General features: G+C 71.8%; 16 protein-coding genes and 1 pseudogene. 8 read left to right on the forward strand and 9 right to left on the reverse strand.

Annotation, left to right across the window (positions count from 1 at the left end; genetic code table 11):
- Positions 1-5: 5 nt before the first annotated feature.
- Entirely contained in the window at positions 6-1,082 is a 1,077-nt protein-coding gene (locus ACIBO8_RS35980) for a threonine aldolase family protein (RefSeq protein ID WP_396120000.1), read from the reverse strand.
- 80 nt (positions 1,083-1,162) lie between these two features.
- On the opposite strand from ACIBO8_RS35980, the gene ACIBO8_RS35985 reads away from it, so the two are divergent.
- Both ACIBO8_RS35985 and ACIBO8_RS35990 read left to right on the forward strand, forming a co-directional pair.
- On the forward strand, positions 1,163-1,669 hold the full coding sequence (locus tag ACIBO8_RS35985; RefSeq protein WP_396120001.1) for a GNAT family N-acetyltransferase: 507 nt from the start codon (positions 1,163-1,165) through the stop codon (positions 1,667-1,669).
- A 158-nt stretch (positions 1,670-1,827) separates the two neighbouring features.
- A complete protein-coding gene (locus ACIBO8_RS35990; protein WP_396120002.1) occupies positions 1,828-2,652 on the forward strand; it encodes an ATP-binding protein in 825 nt (274 codons plus the stop codon).
- Here ACIBO8_RS35990 and ACIBO8_RS35995 read toward each other — a convergent pair.
- The 4 genes and pseudogenes from ACIBO8_RS35995 to ACIBO8_RS36010 form a co-directional block, all read right to left on the reverse strand.
- On the reverse strand, positions 2,628-3,410 hold the full coding sequence (locus tag ACIBO8_RS35995; protein ID WP_396120003.1) for a DinB family protein: 783 nt from the start codon (positions 3,408-3,410) through the stop codon (positions 2,628-2,630). The two genes, ACIBO8_RS35990 and ACIBO8_RS35995, sit on opposite strands and share 25 nt — an antisense overlap.
- Before the next feature lie 18 nt (positions 3,411-3,428).
- Positions 3,429-4,670, reverse strand: a complete 1,242-nt coding sequence (locus ACIBO8_RS36000; protein ID WP_396120004.1) for an aminotransferase class I/II-fold pyridoxal phosphate-dependent enzyme — start codon at positions 4,668-4,670, stop codon at positions 3,429-3,431.
- Positions 4,671-4,734: 64 nt separating this feature from the next.
- Entirely contained in the window at positions 4,735-7,809 is a 3,075-nt protein-coding gene (locus ACIBO8_RS36005; protein WP_396120005.1) for a putative bifunctional diguanylate cyclase/phosphodiesterase, read from the reverse strand.
- 349 nt (positions 7,810-8,158) lie between these two features.
- Positions 8,159-9,194 (reverse strand): annotated as a pseudogene (locus ACIBO8_RS36010) (MerR family transcriptional regulator).
- An 82-nt stretch (positions 9,195-9,276) separates the two neighbouring features.
- Here ACIBO8_RS36010 and ACIBO8_RS36015 point away from each other — a divergent pair.
- Both ACIBO8_RS36015 and ACIBO8_RS36020 read left to right on the forward strand, forming a co-directional pair.
- Positions 9,277-9,834: an AAA family ATPase gene (locus tag ACIBO8_RS36015; protein WP_396120006.1), complete on the forward strand. Its 558-nt coding sequence runs from the start codon at positions 9,277-9,279 to the stop codon at positions 9,832-9,834.
- Between the two features lie 10 nt (positions 9,835-9,844).
- Complete coding sequence (locus ACIBO8_RS36020; RefSeq protein ID WP_396120007.1) at positions 9,845-10,261, forward strand: VOC family protein; 417 nt, start codon at positions 9,845-9,847, stop codon at positions 10,259-10,261.
- Positions 10,262-10,270: 9 nt separating this feature from the next.
- Here the strand turns inward: ACIBO8_RS36020 and ACIBO8_RS36025 are convergent, their stop codons facing one another.
- The gene (locus ACIBO8_RS36025; protein ID WP_396120008.1) at positions 10,271-12,952 is read right to left on the reverse strand and encodes a hypothetical protein; all 2,682 of its coding nucleotides are present in this window, start codon (positions 12,950-12,952) and stop codon (positions 10,271-10,273) included.
- 57 nt (positions 12,953-13,009) lie between these two features.
- Positions 13,010-13,609: a LysE/ArgO family amino acid transporter gene (locus ACIBO8_RS36030; protein WP_396120009.1), complete on the reverse strand. Its 600-nt coding sequence runs from the start codon at positions 13,607-13,609 to the stop codon at positions 13,010-13,012.
- 66 nt (positions 13,610-13,675) lie between these two features.
- Between ACIBO8_RS36030 and ACIBO8_RS36035 the strand changes: the two genes are divergently transcribed.
- Entirely contained in the window at positions 13,676-14,533 is an 858-nt protein-coding gene (locus ACIBO8_RS36035; protein WP_396120047.1) for a LysR family transcriptional regulator ArgP, read from the forward strand.
- Positions 14,534-14,566: 33 nt separating this feature from the next.
- On the opposite strand, the gene ACIBO8_RS36040 is transcribed toward ACIBO8_RS36035, so the two are convergent.
- Positions 14,567-15,115, reverse strand: a complete 549-nt coding sequence (locus ACIBO8_RS36040; protein WP_396120010.1) for a TIGR00730 family Rossman fold protein — start codon at positions 15,113-15,115, stop codon at positions 14,567-14,569.
- A 1-nt stretch (position 15,116) separates the two neighbouring features.
- Complete coding sequence (locus ACIBO8_RS36045; RefSeq protein WP_396120011.1) at positions 15,117-15,878, reverse strand: TIGR00730 family Rossman fold protein; 762 nt, start codon at positions 15,876-15,878, stop codon at positions 15,117-15,119.
- A 197-nt stretch (positions 15,879-16,075) separates the two neighbouring features.
- Between ACIBO8_RS36045 and ACIBO8_RS36050 the strand changes: the two genes are divergently transcribed.
- The 3 genes from ACIBO8_RS36050 (at position 16,076) to ACIBO8_RS36060 (ending at position 18,686) form a co-directional block, all read left to right on the forward strand.
- Positions 16,076-16,234, forward strand: a complete 159-nt coding sequence (locus ACIBO8_RS36050) for a hypothetical protein (RefSeq protein ID WP_396120012.1) — start codon at positions 16,076-16,078, stop codon at positions 16,232-16,234.
- Between the two features lie 68 nt (positions 16,235-16,302).
- Positions 16,303-17,250, forward strand: coding sequence for a 2,3,4,5-tetrahydropyridine-2,6-dicarboxylate N-succinyltransferase (gene dapD / locus ACIBO8_RS36055; RefSeq protein ID WP_396120013.1), 948 nt, complete (start codon positions 16,303-16,305; stop codon positions 17,248-17,250).
- 422 nt (positions 17,251-17,672) lie between these two features.
- Positions 17,673-18,686: a LacI family DNA-binding transcriptional regulator gene (locus ACIBO8_RS36060; RefSeq protein ID WP_396120014.1), complete on the forward strand. Its 1,014-nt coding sequence runs from the start codon at positions 17,673-17,675 to the stop codon at positions 18,684-18,686.
- Positions 18,687-18,716: the final 30 nt, after the last annotated feature.

Raw genomic sequence — 18,716 nt, forward strand, 5'->3', positions numbered from 1 at the left:
CGTCCCTAAACGGGGGCGTCGACGCAGAGGCCGCCGATGATCTCGGCGATCGCCTCCGGCTTGTGGCGCAGGGTGGCCCGGCCGACGGAGAGTTCGGTGCGGATCACCGCCGGGTCGCCGGTGGCCATGCCGCTGGGCCACACCCACAGCCCGGTCTCCTCGGCGAGCCGCTTGGCGTTCGCCTGGAACGTGCCGGGCCGCGCCGAGAAGAGCAGGTGCAGCATCGGCGTCTGCGGCGGGTCCGGCACGACCCGCACCTCGGGTACGCCGGCCAGCGCCTCCGCGATCGCGCGGGCGTGCCGCAGCCGGGCGGGCATCTCCGCGAGCGCCTCGTCCACCAGCCGCAACGCCGAGGCCGCACCCGGCCACATCGCGAACAGGGTGCCGCCGAGGCGGGAACGCCACTCGCGGACCTCCCGTACGTCGGCCTCCGAGCCCGCGACGCAGCATCCCGGCAGCGCGCCGACGCCCTTGTAGAACGAGACGTAGACCGTGTCGAAGAGGGCGGCGACGTCGGCCGGTGTGCATTCGTAGCCTGCCGTCGCCTCCCACAGGCGGGCGCCGTCCAGGTGCACGGCCGCGCCCCGGTTCCTTGCCCATTCGGTCTGGGCCACCAGGTCGTCCCACGGTGGCAGCGTGCCGCCGAGGTCGCGCTGCGGCAGTTCGAGCAGCAGTGCGGCGAGCGGCTCCGCGATCTCCGTCAGGTCGTCCAAGGTGAGCGGCCGCTCCAGCTCACCGGCGCGCCGGCCGACCAGCTGGTGCAGCCGCTGGTGCGCCTGGCCCTCGTGCTGCTCCAGGTGGCAGTACGGATGCCAGGCGACGGTCCGCGACGTCCGCCGGTCGGCGTGCACCCGCAGCGTGGCGGCCTGTGCCATGGTGCCGCTGGGCAGGTAGACCGCGGCCGGCTTGCCGAGCAGGGCGGCGATGTGGGCTTCGAGCTCGGTGACGACGCCGCCCTCGCCGTACGTGTCCGGCTCGGTGTCGGAGTCGATCGAGGCTAGGAGCTCCCGGGGCCGGATCAGGCCGTTGCCGAGGAACGTGTCGGTGCAGGCGGCCCGCCGGGCCCGGATCTCCTCGTTCACCGCATCAGTCTTGCGTGTCCGGCGGGTCGTGTCAGCGCAGTTGTCGATCGAGAAGCGTTCCGGCTGGTATGCAGGACGGCATGCGACTACGCCCGTACGGCGAAAGCGACCTGAGCCTGACCCGGCGGCTGGAATCCGATCCCGGGGTGGTCGGCCACCTCGGTGGCACCGGCGACGAGCAGCACGTGGCGCAGGTCCACCGGCGCCGGATGACCGGGGTGGCCGACGGCGACCTCTACTACGTGATCGTGCCGGACGGTTCCGAGGAGCCGGTGGGCATCATCGCGATCTGGCGCTCGGAGTTCGGGTCGGAGCCGGTGCACGAGCTCGGCGCCATGCTCGTGCCGGACCATCAGGCTCGGGGTGTGGCCGGTGCGGCGTTCGCCCAGCTGTTGCCGCTGGCCGTGGCTCACGGCGTACGCGAATTGCACGCCTTCCCGGCCGTGACGAACGGACCGTCCAATGCGATCCTGCGCAAGCTGGGCTTCACCCGTTCGGAGGACTGCGACCTCGATTACGAGGGCCGGCCGCTGCGTTGCGCCCATTGGATGAAAGACCTGGGTCCGCCCTTCTCGCCGGCCTCTTAATACAGATTGCATCGAGACGCGACGCACTTGCTGTCCGACAACGGCTATGCCGCTGCGGAAGCATCGAGCGGGAACTGACCAGTAGTGCGGCTTCTCCGTCGCACACGCCCCGCCGGTTGGAGAGGTGACCGGCCGGACATTTCCCCTCTTGTCCCGAGGTGAGTTCGCTGTCTCAGCACAACCGAGCCGACGCCCGTGATAAGGGATCGATCGCCGTCAGCGCAGAGATCGAGACCCAGACCGTGACCATGACGATGCGGGGGACGTGGAGTCCCTGCTTCAACACCCGCATGCACAAGAGCGTGAGCAAGTGCATGAGTGAACACCCCGGAACGCTGATCCTCGATCTGGGGGGATTTCGGGACCCTCAGGGCGACAGCGTCAACTCCTGGCTCCATGCGGGGCGGGCCGGACAGGCGATGGAGCCGCCGGTGCAGGTACTGGCCTGCGTTCCGGCGGATACCGTGCTGGCCAGGCGGCTGTGCCGCATGGGCACCCACCGATTTCTGCCGGTGTTCGACACGATCGAGGAGGCCCGGGCCCAGCCGCGCCCGTCGGGGCGTTTGCACCGGCTCATGCTGCAGTTGCCGCCGTGGCCCGAGGCCGTCTTCCTGAGTCGCAACCTGGTGACCGACGCCTGCGCCGCCTGGGGGCTCGAGGCGATGGCGGACCGCGGCCGGCTGGTCGTCTCCGAGCTGGCCGGCAACGCCGTGATGCACGGCCGTCCCCCGGTCACCGTGTCGGTGTCCTGGCGGGGACAGGGCCTGCATCTGGCGGTCGGCGACCGCGATCCGCGGATGCCGCAGGTGCTGTCGGCGCGACGTCCGGCGGCGGACGACGCCGTCCCGCCCGTCAGCACGGCCCGTGACATCGGGCAGGGCCTGCGCGTGGTGGAGGCTGCTGCCACTGCATGGGGCGTCCTGCCGACCCGCGAGGGAAAGATGGTGTGGGCGACCCTCTATCCGTGGGTGCGCCGGAGGTGAAGCGCGGCAAGGTCACGTTCGGCGTAGAGCCGGTGCTCCCACTCCTCGTTCAGGATGATCCGCAGGCACTCCCGCACGGGGTAGCTGCGCGGACGCGGCCAGCCGGGCGCGTCGACCGGCTCGGTGCCGCCGTCCAAGGCCTCGTCGGTGAGGCCGTCGACCACCTCCCTTACGGTGGCCATCCGATCCCGGCGTAGCTCGAGAACCGTGTCGAGGGGCGGCCGCACGGTGCGGTCGCGGGGTATGCCGGGCGTCTCCGGCATCTCGTCCCACGGCAGGTCCAGCGGGTCCCACGGCGCGGGATCGCCGAGCATCACGCGCCTGACCCATGCGTCGGTGGCGAACACCAGGTGCCGCAGCGTCTCGGTGAACGACCACTCGCCGTCGACGGACTCGTGCAGCAGCTCGGGATCCAGGCGTCGCGCCCGGTCGACCGTGCCGGCCCAGAGCTGCTCGACGACGTCCCAGGCCTCGCGGAAGCCGGCGGCGTCGGTGGGGCGCATCTTGGCCCGTTCCGGATGTCGCCGATCGAGCTCGGCCTCCACGAGCGGACCGACGTCCACCCCGTTGACGACGAGCCGGCCGATCTCGCCGTAGATGTCGACGTCGGCGAGCTCGACCCCGCGCATCACGACGCCGTCCATCTCGACGCCGCGCAGACGGGCGCCGTTGAGCACGCAAGCACGGATCTCGATCCCGCTGAGATCGGCGCGTTCGAAGCGCGCTCCCCGCAGATCCTCGCCGGTGAAGTCCCTCATGCGAAAACCCTAAGGGGATCAGCGCCGGCGCAGCACCGCCGTGCCCAAGTCCGTGAGCGTCTTGAGCAGGGCGTCGACCTGATCCTCGGTGTGCGCTGCGGTCATCTGGATGCGGAAGCCCACCTCGTCCTTCGGCACCCCCGGGTACGGCGCGAGCGTGACGTAGATGCCCTGGTCGAGCAGCCGGGTGGCCACCGCCGGCAGCTCGTCGCCGTCGACCAGCGGGATCTGCACGAGCGGGAAGCCCGTTGCGTTGGGCGTACGCACGTCCAGCTCCTGGAGGTGATCGAGGACGCGCTTGGTCTTGAGGTACAGGTCGGTGCGCAGGGCGTCGCCCCGGCGCTCGTTGACCTCGAGGCCGGCCAGCACGGTGGCCAGGGCGGCGGTCGGCACCGGGCCCGAGTAGAGGTACGGCGGGGCCGTGATCTTGAGGAACTCCTTGACCGAGGTGGGGCAGGCGATGAAGGCCAGCAGCGACGAGTACGCCTTCGAGAAGCCGCCGACCAGCACCACGTTGTCGTAGTCGAGCCCGTAGTACCGCACGATGGCGTTGCCGCGCATGCCGTACGGGGACTGCTCGGCCGGCCCCCGCTCACCGATCACGCCGAAGCCGTGCGCGTCGTCGACGTACAGGGTGGCGCCGTACTCCCGGCACAGGGCCGCGAAGACCCGCAGGTCCGGGGTGTTGCCGGTCATGCTGTTCACGCCGTCCATGCAGACGAGCGTGGGAGTGCCGGGCGGAACCTCGCGCAGCAGCTCGGCCAGGTGGTCGGCGTCCTCGGTCCGGAAGCGGCGCAGCGTGGCACCGAGGCCCCGGGCGTGCACACAGCCGTCGTAGATCGTGCGGTGGGCGCGAGAGTCCATCAGGATGTGCCCCTGGCCGGCCAGGGCGGGGATCACGGACAGGTGGATCTGGCTGATCGTCGGCAGCAGCAGCGTGTCGGGGGCGCCGAGCAGCTCGGCGAGCCGTTCCTCGATCATCGGGTAGAGCCGGGGGCTGCCGAGCATGCGCGACCAGCTCGGGTGCGTCCCCCAGCGGCGCACCTGCGCGTCGATCGAGTCGATGATCTCCGGGTCGAGGTCGAGGCCCAGGTAGTTGCACGAGGCGAAGTCGACGAACCAGCGCTCGCCGATGCGGATCCGGCGCCCGTCGACCTCGTCGATCACCTGATCCCAGAGTCCCGCCCGGGTGAGGGCGGAGACGCTGCGATAGGCGGCGTCGGCGGCGGGTGAGGCCGCGACGGGCGTGGTGGACACCATGACCTCCAGGCTAGGCAGGGAAGTCGGTGCATGTCCCAGATAGTTCAACTTATTGTGAGAGGACTCATTCGCCGTCCGTGACCAGCTGGGTCGCCGCCGCCTCGGTCATCGGCCGGTCGAACAGGTAGCCCTGGCCCAGACCGCACCCGGCCTCCAGGAGCAGCCGGTGTTCGTCGGCGGTCTCGATGCCCTCCGCCACCACGTCGAGTGTCAGGGTGCCGGCGAGCTGGATGATGCCCCGTACGAGATCGAGCTGCTGCTGCGACGTGGTGATCGTGTCGACGAACGACTTGTCGAGCTTCAGTGTGTCCACCGGTACGCGGTGCAGGTAGCTCAGCGAGGAGTAGCCCGTACCGAAGTCGTCGATCGAGATCTTGATCCCCGCCTGCCGCAGGCGTGCGATGTCGGCGTGGATCTGCTCGTGCTCGCCCAGCAGCAGGCTCTCGGTGATCTCCAGCGTCAGCAGGTGGGGCGGCAGCCCCGAGAGAGCCAGCTCGGCGAAGACCTGGTCGACGAACTCGGGCGACCGGAACTGCCGGACGGAGACGTTCACGCTCACGTACGGCGTGTCGACCGGCTGCACGCGCTGCCACTGCGCCGCGGTCGCGACCGCCGTCCGCAGCACCCAGGCGCCCAGGTCGACGATGAGCCCCGACTCCTCGGCCAGCGGGATGAAAGTCGCCGGGGAGACCATCCCGCGGGTCGGGTGCGGCCAGCGCAGCAGGGCCTCGAAGCCGACCGTACGCCCGTTGCTCAGCTCGACGATCGGCTGGTAGTTGAGCTGGAACGACTTCTCGGAGAACGCCCGGTCGAGGTCGGTACGCAGCTGCATCCGGTCCAGCACCTCGGCGTGCAGCGACGCCTCGTAGCGCCGCCAGCGCGCGCCCCCGCTTGCCGGCACGCTGTCCAGCGCGACGTCCGCCTGGCCCAGCAGCTCCTTGGCCGTGCTCGCGTCGGCGGTGGTCGCGACGCCGGCCCGCAGGTGCGCAGTGACCAGGCTGCCGCCCACCTGGAAGGCATCGGCGTAGAGGCCGACGACCTCGTCGGCGAGCTGCTCGACGTGCGCCACGTCCGGGGCGTCGGCCACGACCGCGCCGAACTCGTCGGCGCCCAGCCGGGCCACCCTCCCGCGCCCGGCGAGCACCCCCGACAGCCGCTTCGCGACGGCGATGAGCAGCTCGTCGCCCACCTCGTGGCCCATCGTGTCGTTGACCACCCGGAAGCCGTCCACGTTGATGATCATGACGCCGCAGACCCCGGACCGCGGCTCGGTGATCGCCGCCGCCACGTCGTCCTGGAACTGCAGCCGGTTGCCCAGGCCGGTGAGCGGATCCACGTACGCGCGGGCGATCAGCTCCTGCTCCAGGCGCCGTCGCTCGGTGACGTCCCGCAGCGTCACCACCAGCCCGTTCACGCCCGGCTCCCGGCGCATGTCGCCGATCACGGCCTCCGCGTACACGAGGGTGCCGTCGACGCGGCGGACCCGCCACAGGTTGAGGCCCTCGGTGGCCGAGCCGTTACGGGCGGCGTCCAGCTGGTCCCGGACCTCGTCACGCTGGCCCTCGTCGATGAGGTCGAGGATGTCGCGGCCCACGAGGTTGGCGGTGCCCACCACGGAGTCGGCGGCCGGGCTCACGTACGTGATCCGGTTGTCCTCGCCGACGATGGCGATGACCTCGGTGGCGTTGAGCACCAGCGTCCGGAAGTAGGCCTGGCTGTCGCGGTGGCTGATCTCCCGGCCCAGGCGGATCCGGTCGATCATGGTCGCGGCCTGGCCCGCCAGCACCGGTACGGCCTCCTGCAGGCCGATCAGCGCGGGCTCGTCCGCGCCGACGAACAGGTCGCCGATCCAGGAGGTGCCGACGGCGAGGCGGCAGTGCAGGGCCAGTTCGAAGGCGGCGAGCGGCTCGGCGACGTCCGCGGGCAGCGTGACGACGTAGCGCAGCTCGAGACCGGCGGTGAGGTTGCTCAGGGCCGAGGCGATCTCCGCCGGCTCGGCCGCCTGGTCCTGGCGCAGTTTGAGCACCACCCGGTGTTCCGCGTCCGCGGGCAGCATCCGGCCGATCGCGCGCCGCAGGACCGCCTCGGCCTCGTCGGTGTCGGTGGAGATCAGCAGCGCCTCGCAGGCCTCCCGGAGCTCCCGCTCGCGGGCCAGGGCCTGGCGCAGGTTGTTGGCGACGGCCGACATCCGGGCCAGGGCCAGCAGGATGAGCGCCGCGGAGACGATGGCGATGACGACGCCGTCGAGCACCGGCCCGCGCAGCGCCTGGACCAGCAGCGCGGCGGGGGCCAGCAGCGACGCCACGGTCAGCACGCCGCGGCGCAGCGAGACCTGCGTGCTGGTCAGCACCTGCGGCTCGGTGGCGCGGATCATGGACGGGTGCAGCGCCGCGGCGCCCCCGGCGATGTAGAAGACGAGCCAGCCGAGGTCCATCGGGCCGCCCAGCTGCCAGATCTCCTCGAGGCGGCTGAGGCCGTACAGGACGTCGGCGGTGAGCAGCGCGGCGCCGGAGGTCAGCAGCGCCACCAGGCTGGTGTTGCGGGCCGCGGCCAGGCCCAGCCGGGCCAGGATGGCCAGGGTCAGGACGTCGGTCAGCGGGTACGCGATCGAGACCGCCTTCTCCAGCGGGCCGAGCGTCGGCTCCTGGAGGAACGGGTTGATCAGGAAGGTCCAGGCCAGGAAGCCGCCCGCGATGGTCAGGATGACCGCGTCGAGCACCCCCGCCCGGTCCAGGAAGCGCGCTCCCGACCGGGTCAGACCGTGCAGGCCGGCGAGCAGCAGGGGAAGCGACGCCCCGAGGAACACGAGGTCGGCGATGGACGGGAACTGCCCCGGCGGCACCGCCACCAGCGCGACGACGGTGCCGACCGCGAACATCACGTAGCCGGCGGCGAGCAGGGCCCAGGGCCTGCGCCGCCGCGGCTTGTTGCGCACGATCCCGACGGTGAACGCGGTCAGCGACGCCAGGACGATCAACGTCCAGGTGATCACGTTCGAGCCCGGCACGAACACGTAGACGGCGGTGAGGGCGATGGTGATGGCCAGATAGATCCACATCGCGCGGCCGAGCGGGGACCGCACCCCGCCGGCGGAGGCGGTGACGGTGCGGACCGCGATGCCCGACCGATCAACCTGCACGGATGCCGACTCCGGCCCGTCGATGATCCTGCCGGTTACGTTCCCTTCGTCGCCGGAGACGACCGAAGGAACCGAATGTCCGTTTTCATCGTGCCGAGTGGCGACGCGTGTTGCGGATGCGTCACCCGCACCGCTTCCGGCGGGGAAGCGATCGTCTGTACTCAAGGCAACCTGCCCGGGCCGCGTCGGTGCCTGCCGTGAGGGGCTGGCGTCACTACCTCTTGATCGGCATGGGGGCTTCAGGACTGAGTGTCGGCTGGAAACAAGGGATGATCAGGATCAGAGCAGGCATCGTACTTGTAACCCCACGAGGACGCTACACGCTCACCTCCGCGGCCGGGATCGCCCTTCAGTGACGAACCGGCATGAGGAGTGAGTAGCCGCCCGCGCCCCGTACGGCCAGCGGCTTGATCGGCCCGTCCAGCTCCAGCACCAGCTGACCGGCGCCGCCCGCGTCCAGGGCCTGCAGCAGAAACTCCCGGTTGACCGCCACATGCGCCGCCGATCGGCGGCCCAAGCGTCCTCGCCCGCGAGTCGTACGCCGCCCGAGGGTCGACGGTGAGGATCACCACGTCGTACGCGACGCTCTCGTGCTCGCGCCGCACCGGGGCGGCGCTGCCCAGCCGCTCCCGCAGAGCCGGCACGTCGACCGTGATCCGCTGGGCCCGGGGCCCGGACGGCTCGGCCAGGCGGCGGTGATCGGGGAAGTCGACGTCGAGCGGCTCGGCTGCCAGCCGGTGCCCGGGAGCCTCGGCGGTGATCGCCGACGCGCTCAGTTCCACGGCGACCGTGCCTGTGAGCAGGGGCCGCAGGGCGTCCGCGAACGGCAGGGGCGCCACCACCCGGACCGGCGGCCCGGCCACCGCGGCGGCGGCCTCCGCGACCGCCATCCGGTAGCGGTCGGTGGCGACCAGGGTGACGACGTCCGGCCCCACCTCGAACAGAACGCCGTTGATCATGGGTACGGCCGGGTCCGCCGCGGCGGCGAACCGGACCGCGTCCAGGGCGACGGCGAGCGCGGCGGCGGGCAGAGTGATGCGGGTCATGGTGATCTCCTCGAGGTCCAGCAACCGATGGATCCGGGAGAGCTCTCGGCGGGCGTCGGCGAGGCCGCCCTCCAGCCGGCGCAGATGCTCCTCGAGCAGCTCGCGCACCACCGGAGGACGATCCAGCTCCGCGACCGCGCGGGCGATGTCCGGCACCGGCATGCCCACCCGGCGCAGCCCGGCCACCAGGCGTGCGGCGCGGATCTGCGCCGCTCGGTAGCGCCGGTAGCCGGTCACCGGGTCGACCTGCGCGGGGACCAGCACCCCGGCGCGGTCGTAGAACCGCAGGGCGCTGACGCCCAGGCCGCTGGCCCGGGCCACCTCGCCGATCCCGTACATCCCGCTCTCCACACCTCGGCACGCTGGTGCCTCGACAAGGTCGAGGGTCAAGCCCGGCGCGACGTGTGTCATCGTGCTCGGCATGGCACGCGACGTCGTGATGGTGAACGGTCTGCCGGGCTCGGGCAAGAGCACCGTGGCACCCCGGCTCGCCGCCGCGCTGGGGGCCGTCTGCCTGGACCCGGAGCGGATCGAGGAAGCGCTGAGCCAGGCCGTGGTGACCGAGGTGCCCGGCCTGCCCGTGGTGGCGATGGAGACCGTCTGGACACTGGCCGCGGCGCTGAGCGGCATGGTGGTGATCGACGCGTGGTTCCCGCCGCGCGACCTCGAGCGGGTCCGGGCCGGTCTGGCCCGCACCGGGGCCACCGCCACGGTCGAGGTCTGGTGCGAGGCCCCGGCTGACGTCGCCCGGGCGCGCTTCTCCGCCGGTCGCCGGCGCCCGTCCGTGCACGCCGACGGCGAGCGGCTCGCCCGGGATTGGGCCGCCTGGGCCGCCGAAGCTGAGCCGCTGGGGCTCGGGCCGGTGGTCCGGATCGACACGACCGGCCCGCTCGCGCTGCCCGAGCTCGCCGATCGGATCAGGAAACTGCTCTGGGACCGGTCAGATTTCGAGAAGCCCGGTGGCGGCGGCCGGTCCTAGCGTGAGCCGCATGACGATTTCGCTGTCACACTGCTTCCTCGTCGTCCACGACTACGACGCCGCGCTCGCCTTCTACCGCGACGTCGTGGGGCTCGAGGTACGCACCGACGTCGAGTTCGAGGACAACCGCTGGCTGACCCTCAGCGCGCCGGGCCAGGCCGGGGTGGAGCTCGGGCTGGAGATCCCCGGCTACTTCCCGCACACCTCGGACGAGGACCGCCGGGCCACCGCCGACCTGCTGGCCAAGGGACTCCTGCCGGGCGTCATCTTCCGCACCGACGACTGCGACAAGACCTTCGAGAAGGTTCGCGCCTCCGGGGCCGACGTGCTCCAGGAACCCATCGACCAGCCGTACGGCGTCCGCGACTGTGCCTTCCGCGACCCCTCCGGGAACATGGTCAGGTTCTCCCAGCTCCCGGAGGGGTGACGCGACGGATCAGCCGGTCACGGTGCCGGTGACCGGCGGGAGCCCGCGGTCCTCCTCGAAGTGCAGCTCCACGACCTCGGCGCCCTCGGCGAGGCCGTCCGTGATGGTGGGCACCGTCAGCTCACCGGAGGTCTTGCCGGCCGGGATGTCGGTGAACGGGGTCAGCCACGTCTCGGACAGCGGGCGCGAGGGCTCGGGCTCCTGCGAGGTGCTCTCGCGGAACCACGCCGGATCCACATCGGTGCTGGACAGCTCCGTACCGGTGGCGGGGGCCTGCGGGGACGCCCAGAAGGAGAAGTCCGTCTCGGCCGGCGCCGACAGGGTGATCCGCCAGCGCAGCGTGCCGCCCTCGGCCACCGCCGCGGCGACCGGGTCGACGGTGACCGTCGGCGCCGGGTCGTCGTTGCGGACCTCGACGCCGCCCTGGTAGTCGCCGATCACCAGGCCGCGCTCGGCCTTGGCGGCCAGCACCTTCCCCTCGCCCTCGCCGAACAGGGTGTCGCCCTTGACCTTCACCGGCACCCGGATCGTACGGTCGCCCGGGTGGACGGTCGCCACCCACGAGGTGCTTTTGTACGTGGTCGCGTCGACCAGGAAGAGCCGCACCCGGCCCGCCCCGCGCCCCGTGATCTTCACCGGGACCGTGTACGTCCGGCTGCCGGAGTTGCCCTCGTCGACGGCGAGGTTGCCGATGTCGATCCGCGGCAGCGAGACCTCCTGCGGATCGGGCGTGCCGGCCTTCCAGCCCCACGCGTCGATCAGCCACGCGCGGCCGGTGGCAGTGCGCGGCGTGAGCTGCAGCTTCGCCACCTTGCCGGAGAAGTGGCCGAGCGGCACCCGCACCTCCCGGGCCCAGTGCGAGGTGGTGTTGGCGCTGCCGGGCAGGCCGTCCACGCGGACGTCGCCCAGGGCCGTACGCCGCCCGTGGGTGTCGATCACCGCGACGCCGAACCGGGTGTTGGTGGTGTTCGGCGGCACCATGAGCCGCAGCGCCAGGTCACGGGACCCGGTGACGGAGGCCGGGTGCGACGGCTTCAGGGTGATCGGCCGGCCCGCCGCCGACCAGGTGAGCTCGGCGGCGTACCGGCCGGGCTCGGGCGAGATGCCGTTGAAGGACACGAAGTGGGCCGAGCGGGTGGACCAGTCCTCAGGGTTGAGGCAGGCCGCGGCGGCGTCGTTGCTGACCTGCGTGCAGATCCGGCCCCCGCCGGACACCTGGACCGTCTTGTCCGGGATCAGCGCGGGGGTACGCCGGGCGCCCAGCGCGTGGCTGAGCACGCGGGCCGGGTCGGCGGACGGCGCGCGCACGCCGGTGCCGTCGAGCAGCGGGCGCACCCGGTCGTCACGCCCGACGAACAGCCGGGCGGCCGCCGCGATGTACGTCGCACCCGCCTTCTGCTCCTGCTGGGCCGTCAGCCGCGTCGCCGTGCCGGGCGAGCAGACCGCGTCGGGCTCCTCGCTCTGGAAGTCGTCCCACGCCGGCGCGGCCGCCTGCCCGGGAGTCCACTCGCTGTTGAAGAAGTTGTGGTTGGCGCCGATCACGTACAGGGAGCTGTGCAGGGCCTTGCCTCGGCTCACCCCGCGCGTCTCGTCGGTGAACATCTGGCCCTGCAGGTCGGAGACGTCACCGTCGCAGCCGGGGAGGATCGTCGCCGACGGCACGTCCGGCACCGGGTCGTGGCCGAAGATCGTCGGGCCGATCAGCAGCAGGCCACGGATCGTCCACCGCACCTTGCCGTGGTAGCCGTCCTGGGCGGACGGGGGCGGCGTCAGCGAGTCCATGGCGGCGCGGCTCACGCCCTCACCGCCGCGGGAGTGACCCATCAGCAGCACCTTGGACATGTCGGCGCGGGGGGCGTCGCGCACGATCGCCGGGGCTCCGGTGCGGCCGCTGCCCGCCCAGGACGCCCACTTGGCGAGGTGCTGGCGTACCAGTGAGGAGCGGGCCTGCGCGCCGCCGTCCTCGGCCGCGTTGTCCTGGCCGTTGATGCCGTTGGCGGAGATGGAGACCGTGATGTAGCCCTGCGAGGCCAGGAGCTCCTGGGCCTGCAGGTAGCCGCGGTGGCTCGGGATGGGCTGCGTGCCGGTCGGGCACGGCCAGTCCTGAGGGGCGCTCTCGTCGGCGCCGTCGTAGCAGACCGAGTGGCGGCCGTGCAGGAACAGCGCCAGCGGGCGCTTGCCGGGCGCACCCTTCGGCGCGACGACGACGGCCTGCATCTCGACCTTCTGGGGGAAGTCCGGGAGCTTCACGCCGGCGAGGCTGTACTCGCCTCGGACCGTCCGGTAGGGACCCTTGACGCCGGGGTCCACGGCGTTGGCCGGGGGAGCGGCGGGCGCCTGAGCCGGCGCCGCGGCCTGCCGGTGGGCCCGGGGCGCGGCCTCGTCGAGGCGCTTGCCACCGGCGCGGACCTGCAGCGAGTCGAGGCTGGGCACCTCGCGGAGGTCGAGCTTGAAGGTCTTCTGGTCACGCTGGGGCTTCGGCCGGCCCAGCAGCTTGCCGCCGGCCCAGAACTCGACGGCGGCATCGCCCATCGGCAACCGTTCGCCCGAGCGCCAGGTGAGCTGGCCGCCCTCCACGGACCATCCGCCGGGCACCCCGGCGGGTCCGGACGGGGGCGCCGCCCAGGCCTGCCCGCCGGCTCCGACAACCACGGCCGCGGCGAGCGCGGCCGACACGAGAATTCTGCGCATGCGCCCGTGTCTAGTCGATGGGTGCAAATCGCTCGATGGCTGTCTAATCTCCCGCGGTCACGGGCGGGACAGCAGGGCCACGGCGAGGCCGGCCATGACGGCCGCGATCAGGCAGTCCAGAATCCGCCACGCGACGGGCCTGTTCAGTACGGGTGCCAGCTTGCGCGCGCCCAGCCCCAGCGCCACGAACCACGTCGCGCTGGCCGCCGCGGCTCCTACGCCGAACAGCCACCGGTCGGCGTACTGCTGGGCCAGTGAGCCGAGCAACAGCACGGTGTCGAGGTACACGTGCGGGTTCAGGTAGGTCAGGGCCAGGCAGGTCAGCAGGGTCGCGCGCAGGGTGGCGGGGGTGGTTCCGGTGGGCGAGAGGGCGGCCGGCCTGAGGGCTCGCTTCGCGGCCAGGAGCGCGTACCCCACAAGGAAGGCGGCCCCGCACCACCGGATGGCCGTCACTGCCGCCGGGTGCCGGGCCACGACGGTCCCGAGGCCGGCGATGCCGGCCGAGATCAGCAAGGCGTCCGAGATCGCGCAGGTCAGGACCACGGGTACGACGTGCTCGCGGCGCAGGCCCTGACGCAGCACGAAGGCGTTCTGCGCGCCGATCGCGACGATGAGCACGACGGACGCGGCGAACCCGGCGAGGACGGCGATGAGCACGCCGTCGACGGTAGGGCTGCCGGGTGGTGTAATCCCACTAATGATTCTTCAGGAACATAAGGAATTCTGATGGACGCCGCGCAGCTCGCCACGTTCCAGGCGGTGATCGAGGAGGGCAGCTTCGACGCGGCCGCCCGGGTGCTGCACGTCACGCCGTCGGCGGTGAGCCAGCGGATCAAGGCGCTGGAGCAGACGGTCGGGCAGGTGCTCGTACGCCGCACCAAGCCCGCCGAACCCACCGAGGCGGGTCAGGCCCTGGTACGCCTCGCCGGCCAGATCCTGCTCCTGGAACGTGAGGCGCTGGACGCGGCGCGCGGGGCGCTCGGCGGCGGTGGGCGTACGCGGATATCCGTGGTCGTCAACGCCGACTCTCTGCACACCTGGTTCCTGACCGCCCTGGCCGCGGTCCCGCCGGAGCTGGCGCTGAGCTTCGACCTGCACCAGGAGGACCAGGACCACACCGCGGACCTGCTGCGAGCCGGTACGGCCATGGCCGCGGTCACCGCCCAACACGCCGCCGTCCAGGGATGCCGCGTGGAGAAGCTGGGCGCGATGCGCTACCTGGCGGTCGCCGCGCCCGGGGTCTTCGACGACTTCGAGACCACGCCGATGATCGTCCTGAACCGCAAGGATCGGCTCCAGCACCGCTTCCTCGCGTCGGCGGCCCGGCGCGGCACCGACCCGCCCATCCACTACGTCCCCGCGGCGGCGGCCTTCGTGGACGCCATCCGGCTCGGGCTGGGGTGGGGCCTGGTGCCGGAGCGGATCGCCCAGGCGGACATCGCGGCCGGCCGGCTCGTCGGCCTGGCCCCGGACCGGCACCTGGACGTGCCGCTGTACTGGCAGTTCTGGCGCATGGAATCCACGGCGTTGGCCGCGCTCACCGAAGCGGTGAAGGCTGCTGCGGCCGGCGCGCTGCGCTGAATCAGCCGAAGCGGGCCACGTGCGCCTGCGCCGTCATACCCCGCGATTCTGCTCGATGTGGTCGAGCGCCGCGTCGATGGAGGACACGAGGGTCACCTGCGCCAGCGCCGGCCGGCGCACGAAGGCCGTGTCGGCGAGCTCGCCGAGCCACTGCCACAGGCCGGTGTAGAAGCCGTCCGGGTCGAGCACCACGATCGGCTTGCGGTGCAGGTCCAGCGTGGCCGTCGTCCAGACCTCGAAGAGCTCGTCGAGGGTGCCGAGCCCGCCGGGCAGGGTGACGAACGCGTCCGAGCGCTCGATCATGAGGTTCTTGCGGGCGCCCATGTCGGTCGTGACGATCAGCTCGTCGGAGGCGGTGTCGGCGACCTCGAGGTCCACGAGGGACTGCGGGATCACCCCGAGCGTGTGGGCGCCCGAGGCGCGGGCGCCCTCGGCGACCGCGCCCATCATGCCGACGCGGCCGCCCCCGGAGACCAGGGAGTGCCCGCGCGGCCCGAGCGCCTTGCCGAAGGCGAACGCGAGATCCAGGTGCTTGCGGTCGAGGTGGACGGAGGAGGCGCAGAAGACGCAGATCGCCGCCACGTCACCGCTTCCCGTTCTCGGCGCTCACGATGATCTGTACGGCCTCCTCGACGTCGTCCGTCACCATGATCAGTTCCATGTCGTCCGGACCGACCTTGCCGTCGGCGAGCAGCCGCTGCTTGATCCAGTCGAGCAGGCCGCTCCAGTAATCGGTGCCCATGAGGATCACGGGGAAGCGGGTGACCTTGCGGGTCTGCACGAGGGTGATCGCCTCGAAGAGCTCGTCGAGCGTGCCGAAGCCACCCGGCAGGACGACGAACGCCTGCGCGTACTTGACAAACATGGTCTTGCGCACGAAGAAGTAGCGGAAATCGATGCCGATGTCGACCCAGTCGTTGAGGCCCTGCTCGAAGGGCAGCTCGATGCCGAGCCCGACCGACATGCCGCCGGCCTCGGTCGCGCCCCGGTTGGCCGCCTCCATGACGCCGGGGCCGCCCCCCGTGATCACCGCGTAGCCGGCCTCGGCCAGAGCCGCCCCGAGCTGGGCGGCCATCTCGCACTCGGGGCTGTCCGGGGTGCTGCGGGCGGAGCCGAAGACGCTCACCGCCGGCGGCAGATCGGCCAGGGTGTCGAAGCCCTCGACGAACTCGGAGAGGATGCGCAGCGCCCGCCAGGCATCCTTGGTCTTCCACTCCCCGCGATGGTGCGAGTCGAGCAGTTTCTCATCCGCGGTGCTCGGCGGAATCGATTCACGCCGAAGCGTGACGGCGCCGCGATGACGCTCCTGGGGTACGCGTCTGCGGCCGTTGGTGCTGTCCGTCATGGCACCCACGGTAGTGCGGACGGTCCGTAACCGGTGAATAACCGGTTGGGTTTCGCCAAGAGGATTGCGGCCTCGCGGCCTTTTTGCCAGATTGAAGCAACGGACGGTAGCTCCGCAACGTCTGTACAGTTACCACCCCGCACGGCCAGGCACGGCGTCCGGCTCCGGCCGGGCATCTCGGCGAAGGAGCCACCGTGATGACCCGTTACGAGCGAATGAAGATGCAGCGCCGCATGCAGCGGCGGATCCGCCTGGTGGTCGAGGAGCGCCGCATGGCCCTCGCCCTTGCGCCGCCGGCCGACACCGCCACCGACCCCGAGGCCACGATCGAGATTCCGCGGCCGGCCCAGGCCTGAAGCGGTCCTCCTCACGGTGAGTACGCCCATCGTCGGCTACCGCCCGCATCGCTAGTAGGGTTCGCGTCGTGAGTAGCGCGATCTCGACCTCGGCCGCCTGGGGCATCGGCCTCGCCACCGTCACCGCCGACGGAACGGTGCTCGACACCTGGTACCCCGCCGGCTTCCTCGGCCTGGGCACCGTGCCCGCCGAACCACCGACCCTGCCCGCCGGCCTCGTGGGCCCGAAGGCCCTCGCCGGCCTCGCCACCGTCGAGGTACGCACCGAGGTGGCCTCGCTCGCCGAGCCGATCAAGGACTCCTCGGACGCGTACCTGCGGCTGCACCTGCTGTCGCACCGCCTGGTGAAGCCGAACGAGCAGAACCTCGACGGCATCTTCGGCATGCTGGCCAACGTCGCCTGGACCTCCGCCGGGCCCTGCCCGCCCGACCGGGTCGACGAGCTGCGCCTCATCGAGCGCGCCGCCGGGCGTCACCTGAGCGTGTACGGCGTCGACAAGTTCCCGCGGATGACGGACTACGTGGTGCCCTCCGGCGTCCGCATCGCCGACGCCGACCGGGTCCGTCTCGGCGCGCACCTGGCCAGCGGCACGACGGTGATGCACGAGGGCTTCTGCAACTTCAACGCCGGCACGCTCGGCACCTCCATGGTCGAGGGCCGCATCGTGCAGGGCGTCGTCGTCGGCGACAGCTCCGATGTCGGCGCCGGCTCCTCGATCATGGGTACGCTCTCCGGCGGCGGCAAGGACAAGGTCTCCATCGGCGAACGCAGCCTGCTCGGCGCGAACGCCGGCATCGGCATCTCGCTCGGTGACGACTGCGTGGTGGAGGCCGGCTGCTACATCACGGCCGGCTCGAAGCTGACCCTCCCGGACGGCCGCGTGGTCAAGGCCCGTGAGCTGTCGGGCGTCAACGGCCTGCTGTTCTGGCGCAACTCCGTCACGGGGGCGCTGGAGGCCCGGCCCCGCAAGGGCACCGGCATCGAGCTCAACGCCGCGCTGCACGCCAACGACTGATCCCGCACCGGCACAGTCCGTGGGTGTCACGCCGGGGACGGGAGTCCGCCCGTCCCCGGCGTGACCGGGGACCTCGGCAGCCCGCCGGGCGACACGGCGGCGCGCTCTCACCGGACGCGCGCGAAGATTCGCCCGCAGGGCGGCTTCGACGCTGCCGAGGCGGGTCCGGTCTCTACTCGTCGCCGCGGGCCCACGGCGACCCGCGACGACGAGGTCTGCGACCCGGGCCCTGCCGGACCGGTGCGAGTGGTGGCTGCCGGCCCGGCAGGGGGTCCCGGGTGTGGTGCTAGATGGGTTTAGCATGACCCTGCTCTCCGGGGCGCCGGACGTCAAGAGTCGTCGATGCGTCACCGCGCTGTCACGTTTCGCGAAAGGCGCGGATCGCCGTCGGGCCGCTCGACACGGCGTGGAAGACTCTGCTCATGCCCCCGCAACGGGCGACCCTGCTACAGGTCGCACAGCGGGCCGGCGTGTCCCGCAGTACGGCGTCGTTCGTCCTGACCGGACGCCACCTGGACATGCGAATCTCGGAAGACGCCCGGCAACGGGTCCTCCGGGCGGCCCAGGAGCTGGACTACCGGCCCAACCTCATGGCCCGGAGCCTGCGGACGAAGGTCACCAAGACCATCGCGCTGGTCTCCGACACGCTCGCGTCCGACCCGTACGCCGGCCGCGCGATCCACGGCAGCCTCGCCGCGGCGGTCGCGCACGGCCACCTGCTCTTCATCGGCGAGACCGAGGGCGACGCGGTCGTCGAGGAGAAGCTCATCTCGGATTTCCTCGACCGGCAGGTGGACGCCTTCGTCTACGCCAGCATGTTCACCCGCTACGTCCGGGTGCCCAAACTGCTCAAGGGACGCCCGGTCGTCCTGCTCAACTGCCTCACCCGGGCGGCGCGGCCGGCGTACCACTCGGTCATCCCCGACGAGGTCGCGGCCGGGTGGAGCGCCGCCAAGACTCTCGCCGACGCCGGCTACCGCGACGGCATCCACCTCGTCGGCAGCCCGGCACACCACGTCTTCGCCGGCCGCGAGCGCCTCGCGGGAATCCGGGAGGGCTTCGGCGCCGCCGGCATCAAGATGGCCGGCACGATCGAGTGCGACTGGTGGCCCGAGCCCGCGTACGAAGCGGTCCGGCAGGCGCTCGCCGGCGGACTCACCCCCAAGGCGCTGATCTGCTTCAACGACCGGGTGGCGCTGGGGGCGTACCAGGCGCTGCGCGAGGCCGGCCGGGCCATCCCGGACGACGTGGCGGTGCTGTCCTTCGACGACTCCGACCTCGCCGCGTGGCTCCGGCCCCAGCTCACCAGCATCTCCCTGCCGCATTACCAGCTCGGCTGGAAGGCGGTGGAACTGCTGCTGGGCTCGCCGCAGGACCCGGCCGTGCACCGCGTGCCGATGCCCGTACGCCTGCGCGCCTCGGTGGGAAAGCCCTGACCGCGTTCCTGTCACAGGTGCGTGGTTTAT

The sequence above is a fragment of the Actinoplanes sp. NPDC049681 genome (assembly GCF_044465265.1).
Taxonomy (GTDB): Bacteria; Actinomycetota; Actinomycetes; order Mycobacteriales; family Micromonosporaceae; genus Actinoplanes.